This is a genomic window from Streptomyces koelreuteriae, from assembly GCF_018604545.1.
Taxonomy (GTDB): domain Bacteria; phylum Actinomycetota; class Actinomycetes; order Streptomycetales; family Streptomycetaceae; genus Streptomyces; species Streptomyces koelreuteriae.
In genome coordinates this window covers 7,869,954-7,884,369 of record NZ_CP075896.1, presented here as the reverse complement: position 1 = coordinate 7,884,369, position 14,416 = coordinate 7,869,954, and the positions used below count along the sequence as shown (strand labels likewise).

At 72.4% G+C, this 14,416-nt stretch carries 14 protein-coding genes; 6 read left to right on the top strand and 8 right to left on the bottom strand.

Annotated features, from left to right (window positions below):
• Window positions 1-23: 23 nt before the first annotated feature.
• The 6 genes from KJK29_RS35500 to KJK29_RS35475 are packed head-to-tail and all read right to left on the bottom strand — an operon-like array spanning window position 24 to window position 6,103.
• Window positions 24-1,004: an aldo/keto reductase gene (locus tag KJK29_RS35500; protein WP_215123283.1), complete on the bottom strand. Its 981-nt coding sequence runs from the start codon at window positions 1,002-1,004 to the stop codon at window positions 24-26.
• Window positions 1,001-1,813 carry an ATP-binding cassette domain-containing protein gene (locus tag KJK29_RS35495; RefSeq protein ID WP_215123282.1) on the bottom strand — a complete coding sequence of 271 codons (813 nt, stop codon included), beginning with the start codon at window positions 1,811-1,813 and terminating at the stop codon, window positions 1,001-1,003. Before KJK29_RS35495 ends, KJK29_RS35500 begins: the two co-directional genes overlap by 4 nt.
• On the bottom strand, window positions 1,810-2,643 hold the full coding sequence (locus tag KJK29_RS35490; RefSeq protein WP_215123281.1) for an ABC transporter ATP-binding protein: 834 nt from the start codon (window positions 2,641-2,643) through the stop codon (window positions 1,810-1,812). Before KJK29_RS35490 ends, KJK29_RS35495 begins: the two co-directional genes overlap by 4 nt.
• Window positions 2,640-3,554: an ABC transporter permease gene (locus KJK29_RS35485; RefSeq protein ID WP_215123280.1), complete on the bottom strand. Its 915-nt coding sequence runs from the start codon at window positions 3,552-3,554 to the stop codon at window positions 2,640-2,642. The genes KJK29_RS35490 and KJK29_RS35485 overlap by 4 nt, the downstream gene beginning before the upstream one ends.
• Before the next feature lie 2 nt (window positions 3,555-3,556).
• Window positions 3,557-4,486: an ABC transporter permease gene (locus KJK29_RS35480; RefSeq protein WP_215123279.1), complete on the bottom strand. Its 930-nt coding sequence runs from the start codon at window positions 4,484-4,486 to the stop codon at window positions 3,557-3,559.
• 3 nt (window positions 4,487-4,489) lie between these two features.
• Window positions 4,490-6,103: an ABC transporter substrate-binding protein gene (locus tag KJK29_RS35475; protein ID WP_215123278.1), complete on the bottom strand. Its 1,614-nt coding sequence runs from the start codon at window positions 6,101-6,103 to the stop codon at window positions 4,490-4,492.
• A gap of 219 nt (window positions 6,104-6,322) precedes the next feature.
• Between KJK29_RS35475 and KJK29_RS35470 the strand changes: the two genes are divergently transcribed.
• The 3 genes from KJK29_RS35470 to KJK29_RS35460 all read left to right on the top strand — a co-directional run bounded on the left by KJK29_RS35470 (window position 6,323) and on the right by KJK29_RS35460 (window position 9,490).
• Window positions 6,323-7,561, top strand: a complete 1,239-nt coding sequence (locus KJK29_RS35470; protein ID WP_215123277.1) for a four-carbon acid sugar kinase family protein — start codon at window positions 6,323-6,325, stop codon at window positions 7,559-7,561.
• Window positions 7,558-8,613, top strand: a complete 1,056-nt coding sequence (gene pdxA, locus KJK29_RS35465; protein WP_251058018.1) for a 4-hydroxythreonine-4-phosphate dehydrogenase PdxA — start codon at window positions 7,558-7,560, stop codon at window positions 8,611-8,613. Before KJK29_RS35470 ends, pdxA begins: the two co-directional genes overlap by 4 nt.
• A gap of 67 nt (window positions 8,614-8,680) precedes the next feature.
• On the top strand, window positions 8,681-9,490 hold the full coding sequence (locus tag KJK29_RS35460; RefSeq protein WP_215123276.1) for a DeoR/GlpR family DNA-binding transcription regulator: 810 nt from the start codon (window positions 8,681-8,683) through the stop codon (window positions 9,488-9,490).
• A 98-nt stretch (window positions 9,491-9,588) separates the two neighbouring features.
• Here KJK29_RS35460 and KJK29_RS35455 read toward each other — a convergent pair whose 3' ends face one another.
• Window positions 9,589-10,020, bottom strand: coding sequence for a helix-turn-helix domain-containing protein (locus tag KJK29_RS35455; protein ID WP_215123275.1), 432 nt, complete (start codon window positions 10,018-10,020; stop codon window positions 9,589-9,591).
• Between the two features lie 103 nt (window positions 10,021-10,123).
• Between KJK29_RS35455 and KJK29_RS35450 the strand changes: the two genes are divergently transcribed.
• Genes KJK29_RS35450 through KJK29_RS35440 form a run of 3 tightly spaced genes read left to right on the top strand, consistent with a single transcriptional unit; the run spans window position 10,124 to window position 12,837 of the window.
• Window positions 10,124-10,984, top strand: a complete 861-nt coding sequence (locus KJK29_RS35450; protein WP_215123274.1) for a class I SAM-dependent methyltransferase — start codon at window positions 10,124-10,126, stop codon at window positions 10,982-10,984.
• A gap of 51 nt (window positions 10,985-11,035) precedes the next feature.
• Window positions 11,036-11,746: a ThuA domain-containing protein gene (locus KJK29_RS35445; RefSeq protein WP_215123273.1), complete on the top strand. Its 711-nt coding sequence runs from the start codon at window positions 11,036-11,038 to the stop codon at window positions 11,744-11,746.
• Window positions 11,716-12,837, top strand: coding sequence for a Gfo/Idh/MocA family protein (locus KJK29_RS35440; RefSeq protein ID WP_215123272.1), 1,122 nt, complete (start codon window positions 11,716-11,718; stop codon window positions 12,835-12,837). The genes KJK29_RS35445 and KJK29_RS35440 overlap by 31 nt, the downstream gene beginning before the upstream one ends.
• An 18-nt stretch (window positions 12,838-12,855) precedes the next feature.
• On the opposite strand, the gene KJK29_RS35435 is transcribed toward KJK29_RS35440, so the two are convergent.
• The gene (locus KJK29_RS35435; RefSeq protein ID WP_215123271.1) at window positions 12,856-14,334 is read right to left on the bottom strand and encodes a glutamate--cysteine ligase family protein; all 1,479 of its coding nucleotides are present in this window, start codon (window positions 14,332-14,334) and stop codon (window positions 12,856-12,858) included.
• Window positions 14,335-14,416 lie beyond the last annotated feature (82 nt).

Below are 14,416 nucleotides of genomic sequence, written 5' to 3'. Positions count from 1 at the left end.
GTAACGGTCCGGGGTGGTGGGGGTCAGCGGTTGTATGCGGGCATCGGGCCGCGCAGCCGGGCACCGACCTCGTCGCAGGCCGCGGTGACATCAGCCGGCAACGGACCCGCCGCCGCTGCCGTGATGTTGGCGAGCAGGTGCTCCACCCTCGAACCGCCCAGCAGCAGCGCATCAGTGGACGGGCGGTCCAGCAGCCACCGCAGCGCCAGATCAGTCAGCGCCAGCCCCGCATCCGAGGCGATACGCGTCAGGTCACCCACAGCGCGGAAGAGGTCCTCGTTCCAGTACCGCTGCCGGTACATGACGGCCAGCTTCGAATCACCGAAACGCCCACCCTCCGGCGCCTGCCCGAAGGAGTGCCGGCCGGTGAGGAGACCGCCGCCGAGGGGGTTGTAGACCATCGTGGCCAGCCCGGACACGGCCGCGTACTCGACGTACTCCTCCTCCACACGCCGCGCCAGCAGATTGTGCAACTGCTGCGCGACCACCGGCCGCGGAGCCCCCACCACATCCGCCACCCGACAGAGCTCGGCGATCTGCCAGGCCGCGAAGTTGGACACCCCCAGCGCACCGACCTTCCCCTCGGCCACGAACTCGGCCACCGCCGCCAGAGTCTCGACCAGCGGCGTCGCACGGTCCGGCTGATGCAGATAGAACAGATCGACACGGTCGGTCCCCAGCCGCTTCAGACTGCCCTCCAGCGCGGCCCGCAGCCCGGCCCGCGACAACGGCGCGTGATCACCCTGGTCCGGGTGCGCAATCCCCGCCTTGGTCGCCAACACCACCCGCTCCCGGCGGCCCGCGAGCAACTCCCCCAGCAGCCGCTCACTCTCACCCCCCGCATAGCCGTTCGCGGTGTCCACGCCCGTGACACCCGCATCCAAAGCGGCATCCAGCATCAACGCCGCCGACGAACGGTCCACGGTGTCGCCGAAGGTCATCGTGCCGAGCACCAGCCGCGAGAGCGGGACGGTGGTGTTCGGCAGGGTCAGGGCGGTGGTCACGAGGAGCTTCCTTCCAGTACGCGGCGGGGTTTCACGCCGTGGATGGCGGTCGGGTCGAGGGCTGCGCGGCGCAGGGCGCGGGTGTAGGGGTCGGACGGGGCGGCGAGGACGGTCTCGGTCCGTCCGGCCTCGACCACGCGCCCGGCCCGCATCACCACCACGTCGGTGCTCATCTCGCGCACCACGCCCAGGTTGTGCGCGATGACGAGGTAGGCGATGCCGGTCTCCTCCTGCAACTCCCTGAGCAGTGCGAGCACTTGGGCCTGTACGGAGACGTCGAGCGCGGAGGTCGCCTCGTCGCAGACCAGCAGGTCGGGCCGGGAGGCGAGGGCACGGGCGATGCCGATGCGCTGGCGCTGGCCGCCGGAGAAGTCGGCCGGGCGGCGCTCCAGGGCGGACGGGGGCAGGCCGACCTGGTCGAGCAGTTCGGCGGCACGGCGGGCCCGTTCGGCGCGGTCCGACACTCCGCCGAGGCGCAGCGGCTCGGCCACGATCTGCTGGGCGGTCAGATGGGGGTCGAGGGAGCCGTAGGGGTCCTGGAAGACCATCTGGACGCGGCGCCTGAGCGGTCGCAGTCGCCGCTCCGGGAGGGTGGCGATGTCCGTGCCGTCGAGGACGATACGGCCGGACCGTGGGGTGAGCAGCCGGACCAGGGCACGGGCGAGGGTCGACTTGCCGCAGCCGGACTCGCCGACCACCGCGAGCGAACCGCCCTTGTCGAGCTGGAAGCCGACCTGGTCGACGGCGCGGAAGGGGCCGTTCGGGGTCGGGTATTCGACGACCAGGTCCTCTACGGACAACAGAGTCATGTGGCGGCTCCCGGTACGACGGACTCGTCCCAGTCGCCCAGGCGGGGCACTGCGGCGAGGAGGGCTCGGGTGTAGGGCTCGGCGGGTTGGTCGACGATGCGTTCGGCCGGTCCGGACTCGACGAAGCGGCCGTCCTTCATGACGTGGATGCGGTCGGAGACGAGTCGGGCCACGCCCAGGTCGTGGGTGATCATCAGCATGCCGATGCCGGTGCGTTCCTGGAGTTCCATCAGCAGGTCCAGGACGCTGGCCTGCACGGTCGCGTCGAGGGCGGAGGTGGGTTCGTCGGCGACCAGCAGTTCCGGGTCGCCGGCCAGGGCGATGGCGATGAGGATGCGTTGCAGCATGCCGCCGGAGAACTGGTGCGGGTAGGACTTCCAGCGGGTCTCGGGGCGGGTGATGCGCACCTGGGCGAGCAGCTCGATGCCCTTCTCGCGGGCCTGGGCCCTGGACAGTTCGGGGTGGCGCAGGCGGATCGCCTCGCCGAGCTGCCGGCCGATGGTGTGGACGGGGCTGAGGGCGGTCATCGGGTCCTGCGGGATCAGGGAGACCGTCCGGCCGCGTACCGCGCATGCCGCGCCGGGGTCGGCGACGACGTCCCGGCCGCCGATGCGGACGCTGCCCGACAGCACGGCGAGGCCCTCCGGCAGCAGGCGCAGTACGCCCATCGCGGTGGTCGACTTGCCGGATCCGGACTCGCCGATGAGGGTCACGGTCTCGCCGCGGCCGACGGTGAAGGTCACGCCGTCGACGGCCCGGACGACGCCGTGCGCGGTGATGAGTTCGATCTGGAGGTCTCGGACGTCCAGCAGGGGTGTCTCGGTGCTCATGCTCCGGCTCCCTTCCGGCGGCGGGTGCGGTCCCGCAGTCCGTCGCCCAGCAGATTGACCCCGACCACGAGGAGGGCGATGACCAGGCCGGGCAGGGTGACCAGCCACCACGAGGTGGTGATGTAGGCCTGGCCGTCGGAGATGATCCGGCCCCAGGTGGCGAAGGGCCGCTGCGGTCCGGCGCCGAGGAAGCTCAGCGCGCTCTCCAGCAGCACGGCCTGGGCGAGCAGCAGCAGGACGACGAGGCTCACCGGCCGTACGACGTTGGGCACGACGTGCCGGGTGAGGATCTGCCAGCCTCGCAGGCCCAGGACGCGGGCGGCGGCGACATAGGGTTTCTCGCGCTCGACCAGGACGAGGGAGCGGGTCAGCCGCGCCACCTCGGGCCACTGGGCGACGGCGATCACGCAGGTGATGACGGTGACGGAGGGCCCGAAGAGGGCGACGACGAGCAGCAGCATCATCAGCAGGGGCAGGGCGAGCTGGGCCTCCAGGAAGCGGGAGACGAGCGCGTCGACCCAGCCGCCGAAGAAGCCCGCGGCCGCCCCGGCGACGATGCCGATCAGCCCGGACACCAGGACCGCGAGGACGCCGACCGACAGGGAGACCTGGCCGCCGTGCAGGATGCGCGACAGCAGGTCGCGGCCGAGCTGGTCGGTGCCGAGCAGATGCCCCGCGCTGAGCGGCGGCAGCCTGCGCTCCGAGAGGTCCTGGGCGTTGGCCTCCGGCAGGGGCAGCAGGCCGGCGAGGGCGACGGGCAGGACGACCAGGGCCGTGCACACGGACCCGGCCCAGATCTTGAAGCGCGAGCCGCGCCGCTGGCGGGTCGCGGTGGCCCGGGCGAGGTCGCGGGCGCCGACGGCGCTGGGCCGCTCGGTACCGGCGACCGGGGTGGAGATGACACCGGCCATGGTCAGGCCGCCTTTCCGAGTCGTACGCGCGGATCGAACAGCGGGTAGGCGAGGTCGACGAGGAGCTGCACGAGGATCGCGAGGGTGGCCGTCACGAGGACGGTGGCCTGGATGAGCGGGTAGTCGCGGGTCTCCAGCGCCCGGACGACGAGTGAGCCGACGCCCGGCCAGCCGAAGACGACCTCGACGACCACGACACCGTTGAGCAGGGCCGCGAAGCGGGTGCCGAGGGCGGTGACGAGCGGCACGGCGGAGTTGCGCAGGCCGTACTGCCAGGTCAGGGTGCGTTCGGAGACGCCGCGGGAGCGGGCGACCGTGGTGTAGGGGGCGGCGAGCGCGGTGGTCATCTCGCGGCGGACCAGGCGGGAGATCAGGGCGAGCTGGAGGACGGCCACGGTCACCGTGGGCAGGATCAGGCCGCTCCACGAGGTGAATCCGGAGGCGGGCAGCACCGGGAGCAGCACGGCGAAGACGGTCAGCAGCATCACGCCGGTCCAGAAGTCCGGCATCGACTGCCCGGTGATCGTCAGGACGTTGGCGCCCAGCTCCCGCTTGGTGTCGGCGCGCCGTGCCATCCACACGCCGAGCGGTACGGCGACGACGGTGGTGACAGCGATGGCCGAGACCGCGAGGGTGATGGTGTATGGCAGCCGGTCCATGACCACCTGGAACGCGGAGGAGTGGAAGGAGTAGCTGGTGCCTAGGTTCCCGGTGCACAGGTCCCGCAGGAAGATCCCGTACTGGGTGATGAGCGGTTCGTCGAGGCCGAACTGGGCGCGGATGCGGGCGAGGTCGGCGGCCGTGGCGCTGGGGGCGGCGTAGGCGGCGGCCGGGTCGCCGGGAGCCAGGCGCAGCAGCAGGAAGACCGTGGTGAGGGTGAGGAAGACGGCCAGCAGGCTCTGGCCGATGCGGCGGGCGAGATAGGTGGCCACGGCTCAGCCCTCCAGCCGTACGGCGGACAGATCGTAGGAGTTGAGCTGGAGCAGGCCCAGGTCGTGCACGCGTTCGCGGCGGGCGAGCAGGGTCTTGGGGGCGAAGGCCCACAGGCTGGGCCAGGTGTTCCAGACGGCGTGCTGCGCGGCGGCCAGCTTGCGGTCGCGGGCGGCGGCGTCGGTCTCGGTGGCGGCGTCCTCCAGGCGGCGCTGGATGTCCGGGATGACGTACCCCATGTAGGTGTCGCGGGTGCGTTCCCGCTCGGGGGTGCCGCCGTACATGCCCTGGAGGGAGGTGAGGGCCTGGCCGGTGGTGCCGGGGAAGCCGTTGCCGATGACGTCCCAGTCGCCGCCGCGGCCCTGCCGCCACTTCAGGATGTCGCCGCCCGGTTCGAACTGGAGCAGGGAGGCGCGGACGCCGATGTCGCGGAACATGTCGGCGACGGCTTCCATGACGGAGCTGTCGGCGGCGAACTCGCCCGACTCCCAGATGACGCGGATCCGCAGGCCCTCGGCGCCCAGTCGCTTCAGCTGCGCCTTGGCCTTGCCCGGGTCGTAGGTGTAGGCGCCGGTACGCACCGCGCCTTCGAGGGCGAGGGGGACGACTCCCTCGGCGGCTTCGGCGGAGCCGGTGAGGACGTCCTTGGCCAGTGCCTCGCCGTCGATGGCGTAGGTGAGGGCGCGGCGTACGCGGGCGTCGGCCAGGGGGTGGTCGTCGGGCTTGCGGAAGTTGTAGAAGAGCTGGCAGATGCGGACGCCGGAGGTCTCCTCGACGGTGACGCCGGGCAGGCCGGTGAGCTGCTCGGCCGAGTCCGGGGTGAGGGTGTCGACGACGTCCAGCTCGCCGCTGCGCAGGGCGATGACCCGGCTGGACTCCTCGGGCACGAAGCGCACCCGGACGGTTTCGACGTGGGCCGGGCGGCCCCAGTAGCGGGGGTTGCGGGCGAGGGTGTACTCACCGGCGCCGCTGTTGGCCTCGATCACCTTGTACGGTCCTGAGCCGACGCCGCTCTGGAGTTCCTCGGGGCGGTTGGCGGCGGACGGGGTGATGTGGATGTTGGCCATGAGGCGGTCGAGCACGGGCACCGGCCGCTCGGTGTGCAGCTCGAAGGTGCGCTCGCCGGTCTTCTCGACGGTGGGCAGCTCCGGGAAGAGGCCGAGGAGGAAGGAGCCGTTGACCTTGCCGTACATCTCCAGGGCGGTGGCGACGTCCTCGACGGTGACGGGGCTGCCGTCGGAGTAGCGCACGCCCTCGCGCAGCCGCACGCTCCAGGTGGTCGGCCCGGTCATCGCGAACCGGTCGGCGAGGACGAGCCGGACGCGCATGGCGGGGCCGATGCTCGTGAGGGCCTGGCGGACGGCGCGCTGCACGGTGACGGCGGCGTCGAACTGGTTCAGCTTGTTGTCCAGGCTCACCAGGGAGCGGTTCAGGCCGAGGGTGAGGGTGCCGGGGCCGGGGGCTCCGGTGGGTCCTGCGCAGGCGGAGAGGGGACCGAGGGCGAGACCCGTGCCGCCGAGCGCGCCGAGGCGCAGCAGGGTGCGGCGGCGGACGGGGCGGCCGAGGGGCCGCCACTGGGGGCTGTGGTCCGGGGGTGCGTCATGGGGGCTTGGGGTCATCGTCGACCTTCTCGCGTTCCGGGGGCGACCGGCTCGTGGTGTTCGTGCGGCTCTCGCTGTGGCTCGGTCGGGGGTCCGGCCGGCGGGATACGAACAGGTGTCGCGCCGAAAAAGGTGGCACGACTGCGCGAAGTGCGCAAGAGGTCTCGCGCATTTCGCGCAACCCATGTCATCATCGGTTTCCGAGGCAGCCCGACCGGGCCGCCCGAGGAGGTACCCGTGTCCCTCTCCGCTGCCGGCTCCGGCGGCCCCGTCCAGGCCGCCCACCGGCCCGTACTCGCTCTCGCCGATGATCTGTCCGGCGCCGCCGAGACCGCGGTGGCGCTGCGCTCGCCCGCCCGGATCCTGCTGGGACCGGTCCCCGGACCGGTGGCGTCCCTGCCCGGTGAGTCCCTGGTGCTCGACCTCGACTCGCGGCAGCTGCCCGGCGCCGAGGCGGCGCGGGCGGTCCGGGACGTCACGCACGCGGTGCCCGACCGCACGGTGCTCTTCAAGAAGGTCGACTCGCTGCTCAGGGGCAACCTCGCCGCCGAGGCGGCCGCCTACGCGCGGGACGCTCGGGGCGTGGTGATCGCGACCGCGCTGCCGGCCGCCCGGCGCACGGTCCGGGGCGGGGTCGTCCACCTCGACGGGGTGCCGCTGCACGAGACGGACGCCTGGCGTGCCGAGGCGCGGCCCGCCCCGGCCTCGGTCGCCGCCGCGCTCGGTGACCTGCCGTCAGCTCCGGTGCCGCTCACGGACGTACGCGGTGCGCCCGGCGCGCTCCGGGAGGCGCTGCGTGCGTGTTTCGCGCAGGGACGGCATCCGGTGTGCGACGCGGAGACCGAGACCGACCTCGATGCGATCGCCACGACGGTCCTCGAACTGGGGCCCGGGATAAGGCTGTTGGGCACCGGCGGGCTCGCGGGCGCCCTGGGGCGGCTTCTGGGCACGCACGGGGAGAACACGTTCGACGCCGGGGACGTGGTCCGGCCGCTGCTGATCGTCGTAGGCACGGCCGAACCGTCGGCCCGCGAACAGGTCGCGCATCTCCTCGCGGACGGAGCGCACGAGGTCTCCCTCACCACCCACGAACTCCTGCACTCCTCTCGGCGGCTCGCACCTCCCGTCGCCGCCGTGACGGTCGTCCGCGTCACCGGAGCGGCCGACCCCTCCCTCGCGCGCCGTCTCGTCGCCGCGCTCGCCGACAGCGTCGCCGACGCGGCGCGCGACTGCGACCTGGTCCTCACCGGCGGCGAGACCGCCCGCCGCGTCCTGGACGTCCTGCGCGTCACCGATCTGCGCCCGGTGGGCCAGATCCACCACGGCGCGGTCCTCTCCCGCACACCCGACGGCCGCTCGGTCGTCACCCGGCCCGGCAGCTACGGCGGGGCCGACTCCCTGCGGCGCATCGTCCGGGCCCTGCGCCCCGCACCCGTACGTCACGTTCCGACCGACCCCACAGGAGTAGCCCCGTGAACGCAGCCCCCTCCTCCGCCGCCACCGCCGGCCAGACCTCCGCGGCTTCCCGGCCGCTCCCGGTCATCGCGGTGACCATGGGCGACGGCGCGGGCATCGGGCCCGAGGTCATCGTGCCGGCGCTGCTGCACCCCGACACCCTGCGCGACTGCCGCCCCGTCGTCGTGGGCGACGCCGAGCGTCTGCGCCAGGCCGCCGATACTCTCGGCATCGCCTGCGACATCGTGCCCGTCGACGGTCCGGCCCAGGCCGAGTTCACGCCCGGCCGGGTCAATGTGATCGACCTCGGGCTGCTCCCCGCCGACCTGCCCTGGGGCGAGCTGTCCGCCGTCGCGGGCGACGCCGCCTACCACTACGTCCGGGTCGCCGCCGAACTCGCCCTGCGCGGCGACGTGGACGGCATCTGCACCGCCCCTCTCAACAAGGAGGCCCTGCACTCCGCCGGTCACCTCTACCCGGGCCACACCGAACTCCTCGCCCATCTCACGGGCGTCGAGGAAGTGTCGATGATGCTGTCGACGCCCCGGGTGAAGGTCATCCACGTCACCACCCACATCGGGCTGATCGACGCCGTGAACCGCATCGAGCCCGGCCTGGTGGAGCGCACGGTGCGCCGTGGCCACGAGGCGATGGTGCGCGCCGGGACCCCCGACCCGGTGATCGGTGTCTGCGGCATCAACCCGCACGCGGGCGAGAACGGCCTGTTCGGCTACGGCGAGGAGGAGACGAAGATCGTCCCGGCGCTGGAGAGGGTCCGCGCCGACGGCATCGACGCACGCGGCCCGCTGCCCGCCGACACGGCGTTCTACCTGGCCTCGCGCGGCGACTACGACCTCATCGTCGCGATGTACCACGACCAGGGGCACGGCCCCGTCAAGGTCCTCGGCATCGAGGCCGGGGTCAACCTCACCGTCGGACTGCCGGTGATCCGCACCTCCGTCGACCACGGCACGGCCTTCGACATCGCCGGAACCGGCCGGGCCGAGCCCGGTAGCATGGTCGAGGCTCTGCGCCAGGCCGCCGAGATGTCGACCGCTCCGGCCGCCCGCTGACCGCGGTTCGCGTCAGGCACGTGTGAGACCCAGGACGGCCCAGGACTATCGAGGACCTGAAGAACCTATGTCTGTGACCGGATCCAAGGCGCGGCGCGACCGCATCGTCCACCTCGCCACCACCACCGGCCTGGCGAGCGTGGAGGAGCTGTCGCAGCTGTTCGGCGTGACGGCCTCGACCATCCGCCGCGACCTGGCCAAGCTCACCACCGACGGGCGGCTGGCCCGCACCTACGGCGGGGCCATGGCGCTGGCCGCGCACCCCGAGGCCTCGCTGCGGCAGCGCGTGGGCGAGGCCTTCGAGGCCAAGCAGGCCATCGCCCGCTGGGCGGCGGCCCAGGTGCGGCCCGGTGAGACGCTGCTGCTCGACGCCGGGTCCACGGTCGGCGCACTCGCCCATGAGCTGCGCACGGCCGAGGACCTCACCGTGGCGACCACCGGACTCACCGCCCTGCAGGCGCTGTCCGATGTCGAGACGGTGCACGTCGAGTGCCTCGGCGGCACCCTGCGCCCGCTCAGCCAGGGCTTCGTCGGGCCCCTCACGGAAGCCGCCCTGGAGCGCCTGACGTTCGACCGGGTCTTCCTCGGCACGGACGGCATCTCCCCCGAACTCGGCATCTGCGAGGCGGATCTGCGCCAGACCCGCCTCAAGGAGCTGATGGCCCGCCGCGCCGACCACGTCTACGTCCTCGCCCACGCGGCCAAGCTCGGCCGCCGCCCCTTCCACGCCTGGACGGCCCTGTGCGAGGGCTGGACGCTGGTCACGGACGACACCGCTGACCCGGCCGTCCTCGCGGAGCTGCGGGCGCGCGGGGTGGCGACCGTGACGACGACGCCGGAACCGGAGACGGCCGGCCCGCACGGCGACATCGCGTAGCAATGGGGCCGTAGCGCCGCCGCCCGGCGCGCGGCGGCAGGGCCCACTCGTGTGCCGCACGCCGCCGGGCCGTACCCGGCGAGGAGCCGGACGGGCCACTAGCCGGCGGGCGGCATCCGCCTCCTCGGAGTGGGGACACCGCCCGACGCCGCCGCGTCGAGCAGACCGCGGAAGGTGGGGCACTCCATGTGGCTGGGCGCGGGGCAGGCGGCGGCGTGCCGCAGGGAGTCGCGGAGCACGCCCAGTTCGCTGATCCGGCGGTCCAGCTCCTCCGCCTTGTCCGCCAGCATGCGCCGGTCGATCCGGGGCGGTCCGTCCGGCGCGAACATGTGCGCGATCTCGTCGAGCGAGAACCCGGCCGTCCGCCCCAGCGCGATCAGCGCCAGCCGCTCCAGTACGCCGGGATCGAACTGCCGGCGCAGCCCGCGCCGCCCCGTCGGGGCGATCAGCCCCTTCTCCTCGTAGAACCGCAGCGTCGAGGCGGGCACCCCGGCGCGCCGCGCCACTTCGGCGATGTCCAGGTCTGTCATTTCCTTGACCTCAAGTCGACTTGAAGTAGAACGCTGTCATCTCGCCCCGACCGAAGCAAGACACAAGGCAAGCAGACGGCAAGCAGAAGGAGAGCCGACGACCATGGACGCCGAGCGCAGGAACGACGACGAACAGACCGCCCGCTGGAACGGACGCGCCGGTCACGCCTGGGTGGATCTCCAGCCGGTGCTGGACGGGATGTTCAGGCCCATCGAGGACCTGCTCGTCGAGGCCGTGTCCGCCGAGGGCGTGGAACACGTGCTCGACGTCGGCTGCGGGACGGGCGGCACCACCCTGGCCGTCGCGCGACGGCTCGGACCCGCGGGGACTTGCGTCGGTGTCGACATCTCCGAGCCGTTGATCGACACCGCCCGGGCACGCGCCGAGCGCGAGGGCGCACCGGCCTCCTTCGTCCGCGGCGACGCGCAGGAGCACTCCTTCGAGCCCGGCACCTTCGACGCCGTCATCTCGCGTTTCGGTGTCATGTTCTTCGAGGACCCCGTACGGGCCTTCGCCAATCTGCGGAGCGCCGCCCGGGACGACGCCGCGCTCCGGTTGATCGTCTGGCGGGACCCCGCCGAGAACCCGTACATGACGACGGCCCAGCGCGCCGCCGCACCGCTGCTGCCGGACCTGCCCGTGCGACGGCCCGACGAGCCGGGACAGTTCGCCTTCGCGGACCCGGACAAGGTCCGTCGCATCCTCACCGAGAGCGGCTGGGCCGATATCGACATCCGGCCGGTCGACATCGTCTGCACCCTGCCCGAGAAGGAGCTGGTCCGCTACTTCACCCGGCTCGGGCCTCTCGGCATGGCCCTGCCCGAGGTGGACGAGGAGACGCGCGCACGGGTCGTCGAGACGGTCCGCGCCGCCTTCGAGCCCTTCGTGCACGGCGCGGAAGTCCGCTTCACCGCGGCCTGCTGGACGGTCGGCGCCCGGGCCTCGGCCGCGAAAGTTTCGTGAGGTCCGGCCCCCTTTTCGAAGCCCGGGCGCCCCGCGCATAGTGAGATCACGATGACGCAGAAAAGAGCCCTGGTTGTCCGAGGCGGTTGGGAAGGCCACGAGCCGGTCAAGGCGACGGAGCTGTTCCTTCCCTTCCTCCGGGACAACGGATACGCCGTCCGGGTCGAGGAGTCGACCGACGTCTACGCCGACACCGCCGAGATGGCGGCCACCGACCTCGTCGTGCAGTGCGTGACGATGTCGGAGATCACACGCGAGCAGGTGACCGGACTGAGTGAGGCGGTCGTGGCCGGCACCGGCTTCACCGGCTGGCACGGCGGCATCGCCGACTCGTTCCGCGCCTCGGCCGACTATCTCCACCTGGTCGGCGGCCAGTTCGCCACCCACCCGGGCAAGGAACCGTGCGAGCGCCGGGGCGGGGCGGAGGACAACTTCCTGCCGCACACCATCAATCTCACCGAGGCCGGCCGCGCCCACCCCGTCACGGCGGGCATCGAGGACTTCAAGCTGGACACCGAGCAGTACTGGGTGCTCCACGACGACCTCATCGACGTCCTGGCCACCACCACGCATCCCGCCCGGCCGTGGCAGCCCTGGCACCGGCCGGTCACCTCACCGGCGGTGTGGACCCGCCGGTGGGGTGCCGGGCGCGTGCTGGTGACGACACCGGGGCACAGCCTCGACGTGCTGGAGCACCCCGACGTCCGCACCATCATCGAGAGGGGCATGCTGTGGGCGACGCGCACCGCATCGGCGTCGTAGGACTCGGCGTCATCTCCCGCGCGTACCTCGACACGCTCGCCGGGCATCCCGCCGTGCGCGTCACCGCGGTCGCCGACCTCGACGCCTCCCGGTCGGCAGCCGTCGCCGCTGAACTGCCCGGCGTCGAGGCGCTGACGGTCGAGGAGTTGCTGAGCAGCCCGGACGTGGACACGGTGCTGAACCTCACCACCCCGGCCGCCCACGCCGGGATCGCCCTCGGCGCCATCGGCCACGGCAAGCACGTCTACGGGGAGAAGCCGCTGGCCGCGACGCTCGCCGACGCCCGTGCCGTCGTGGAGGCCGCCGCGAAGGCGGGCGTCGGTGTGGGGTGCGCGCCGGACACGGTCCTGGGCACCGGGGTGCAGACGGCCCGGGCGGCCGTCGAGGCGGGGAGCATCGGACGTCCCCAGTTCGCCTCGGCCGTGATGGTCACCCCGGGCCACGAACGCTGGCATCCTCACCCCGACTTCTACTACACCGAGGGCGGCGGTCCCCTGCTGGACATGGGGCCGTACTACCTCGCGTCCCTGGTCCACCTGCTGGGCCCCGTGCGTGCCGTGATCGGGGCGGCCGGCCGGCTGCGCGCCGAGCGGGTCATCGGTTCGGGGCCGCGCGCGGGCGAGCGGATCCCGGTCGAGGTGGACAGTCATGTCTCCGGAGTGCTGGAGCACGCGGGCGGGGCACTGACGACGATCACGACGAGCTTCGACGGTGTGGCCACCACGGCCGCGCCCATCGAGGTGCACGGCGAGACCGGGACCCTCTCGGTGCCCGATCCGAACCGCTTCGACGGCGAGGTCCGGCTGCACGCGCTCGGCGACACGCGCTGGCGCACCCTGCCGGTGTCGGCGGGCTACGAGGACGGCGCACGCGGCGTCGGACTGCTCGACTTCGTCGCCGCCGACGGGCAGCGGGCGCCACGTGCGAACGGCGAACTCGCCCTGCACGTCCTGGACACGATGACGGCCCTGCTGCGTTCGTCGGCCGAGGGGCGGCGGATCGAGCTCACGACGTCGGCGCAGGCGCCCGATCCGGTGCCGTGGACGGCTGCCGGGGACTGGAAGGGTCAGGTCGCTCCCGGCCGGGCGTGAGCCGGCGATGCCGCGGGGTCAGTCGACGGGCCAGGTGTGTGCGGGCGCGTTCATGTGCATGTAGTCCATGTAGGTCTTGGTCATCTGCCGCAGTGCCTCGCGCCGGTCGGAGATGCCGGCCTCCTCCAGATGGTGGACCGTCTCGGCCTGCCAGAGGGCACCGTTGCGGTCGGTGACACAGCGCTGCTCGATGATGCCGAGCAGCGGTTCGCGCCAGGCGTCGTCCATGCCGGCCAGCTCCAGGCCCCGGTGGGCGAGGGGCAGCAGGCGCCGCAACACCAGTTCCGTGACCGGCACTTCGCCCACTCCGGGCCAGTAGATGCGGGCGTCGATGCCGTCGCGGGCCGCGGTGTGCAGATTCTCCTCGGCGACGGAGAAGGACATCCGCGTCCACACCGGCCGGTCCTCGTCGACCAGGGCGCGGGTCAGTCCGTAGTAGAAGGCGCCGTTGGCGATGGTGTCGGCGACGGTGGGGCCCGCGGGCAGCACCCGGTTCTCGATGCGCAGATGCGGACCGCTGTCGGTGACGGCGTAGATCGGGCGGTTCCAGCGGTAGATCGTGCCGTTGTGCAGGGTCAGTTCGTCCAGTTGCGGAACGCCGCCCCGGTCGAGTGTCTGTTGCGGGTCCTCGTCGTCGCACAGCGGCAGGAGGGCCGGGAAGTAGCGCACGTTCTCCTCGAAGAGATCGAAGACGCTGGTGATCCAGCGTTCCCCGAACCACACCCGGGGGCGGACGCCCTGGGCCTTGATCTCCTCGGGGCGGGTGTCGGTGGCCTGCTCGAACAGGGGGATCCGGGTCTCGCGCCACAGCTCCCTGCCGAAGAGGTAGGGGGAGTTCGCCGCGAGGGCGATCTGCACGCCCGCGATGGCCTGGGCCGCGTTCCAGTAGTGCGGGAACTCCTTCGGGGCGACCTGGAGGTGGAACTGGGTGCTGGTGCAGGCGGCCTCGGGGGTGATGGTGTCGGCGTACGTCGCCAGGCGCTCCACTCCGTCGACCCGGATCCGCAGGTCCTCGCCGCGCGCCGCGAAGATCTGCTCGTTGAGCAACTGGTACCGGGGGTCGCCGGACAGGGCGGACTCGCTCACATGCGTCTCGCCCAGCGTCGGCAGGATGCCGACCATGATCAGGTGGGCGCCGACCGCCGCGGCGCGGTCCTCGGCGTGGTTGAGGGCGTCGCGGATCTCCCGCTCCCAGTCTCCGGGGCCGCCCGTCGTCAGCTCACGGGGCGGGATGTTGATCTCCAGGTTGAAGCGGCCCAGCTCGCTCGACCAGGCGGGGTCGGCGATCGCCTGGAGCACGTCGGTGTTCCGCATCGCGGGCAGTCCCTCGTCGTCCACCAGGTTGAGCTCGATCTCCAGCCCGACCCGGGGGCGCTCGCTCTCGAAGCCCGACTCGCGGAGCATCCGCGCCAGCACCTCGAGGTCGGTGTGCATCTTCTGCCGGTAGCGACGGCGGTCCTCCCGCGTGAACACCAGGGCCGGCACGTCACGTCCCATGCGTCCTCCCGAGTTGCCTCGGCTTCCCTCTGGGCGGATGCCTCTCGTCCTAGAGTCGCACCTTGTAGCCGCCTCCGCACCC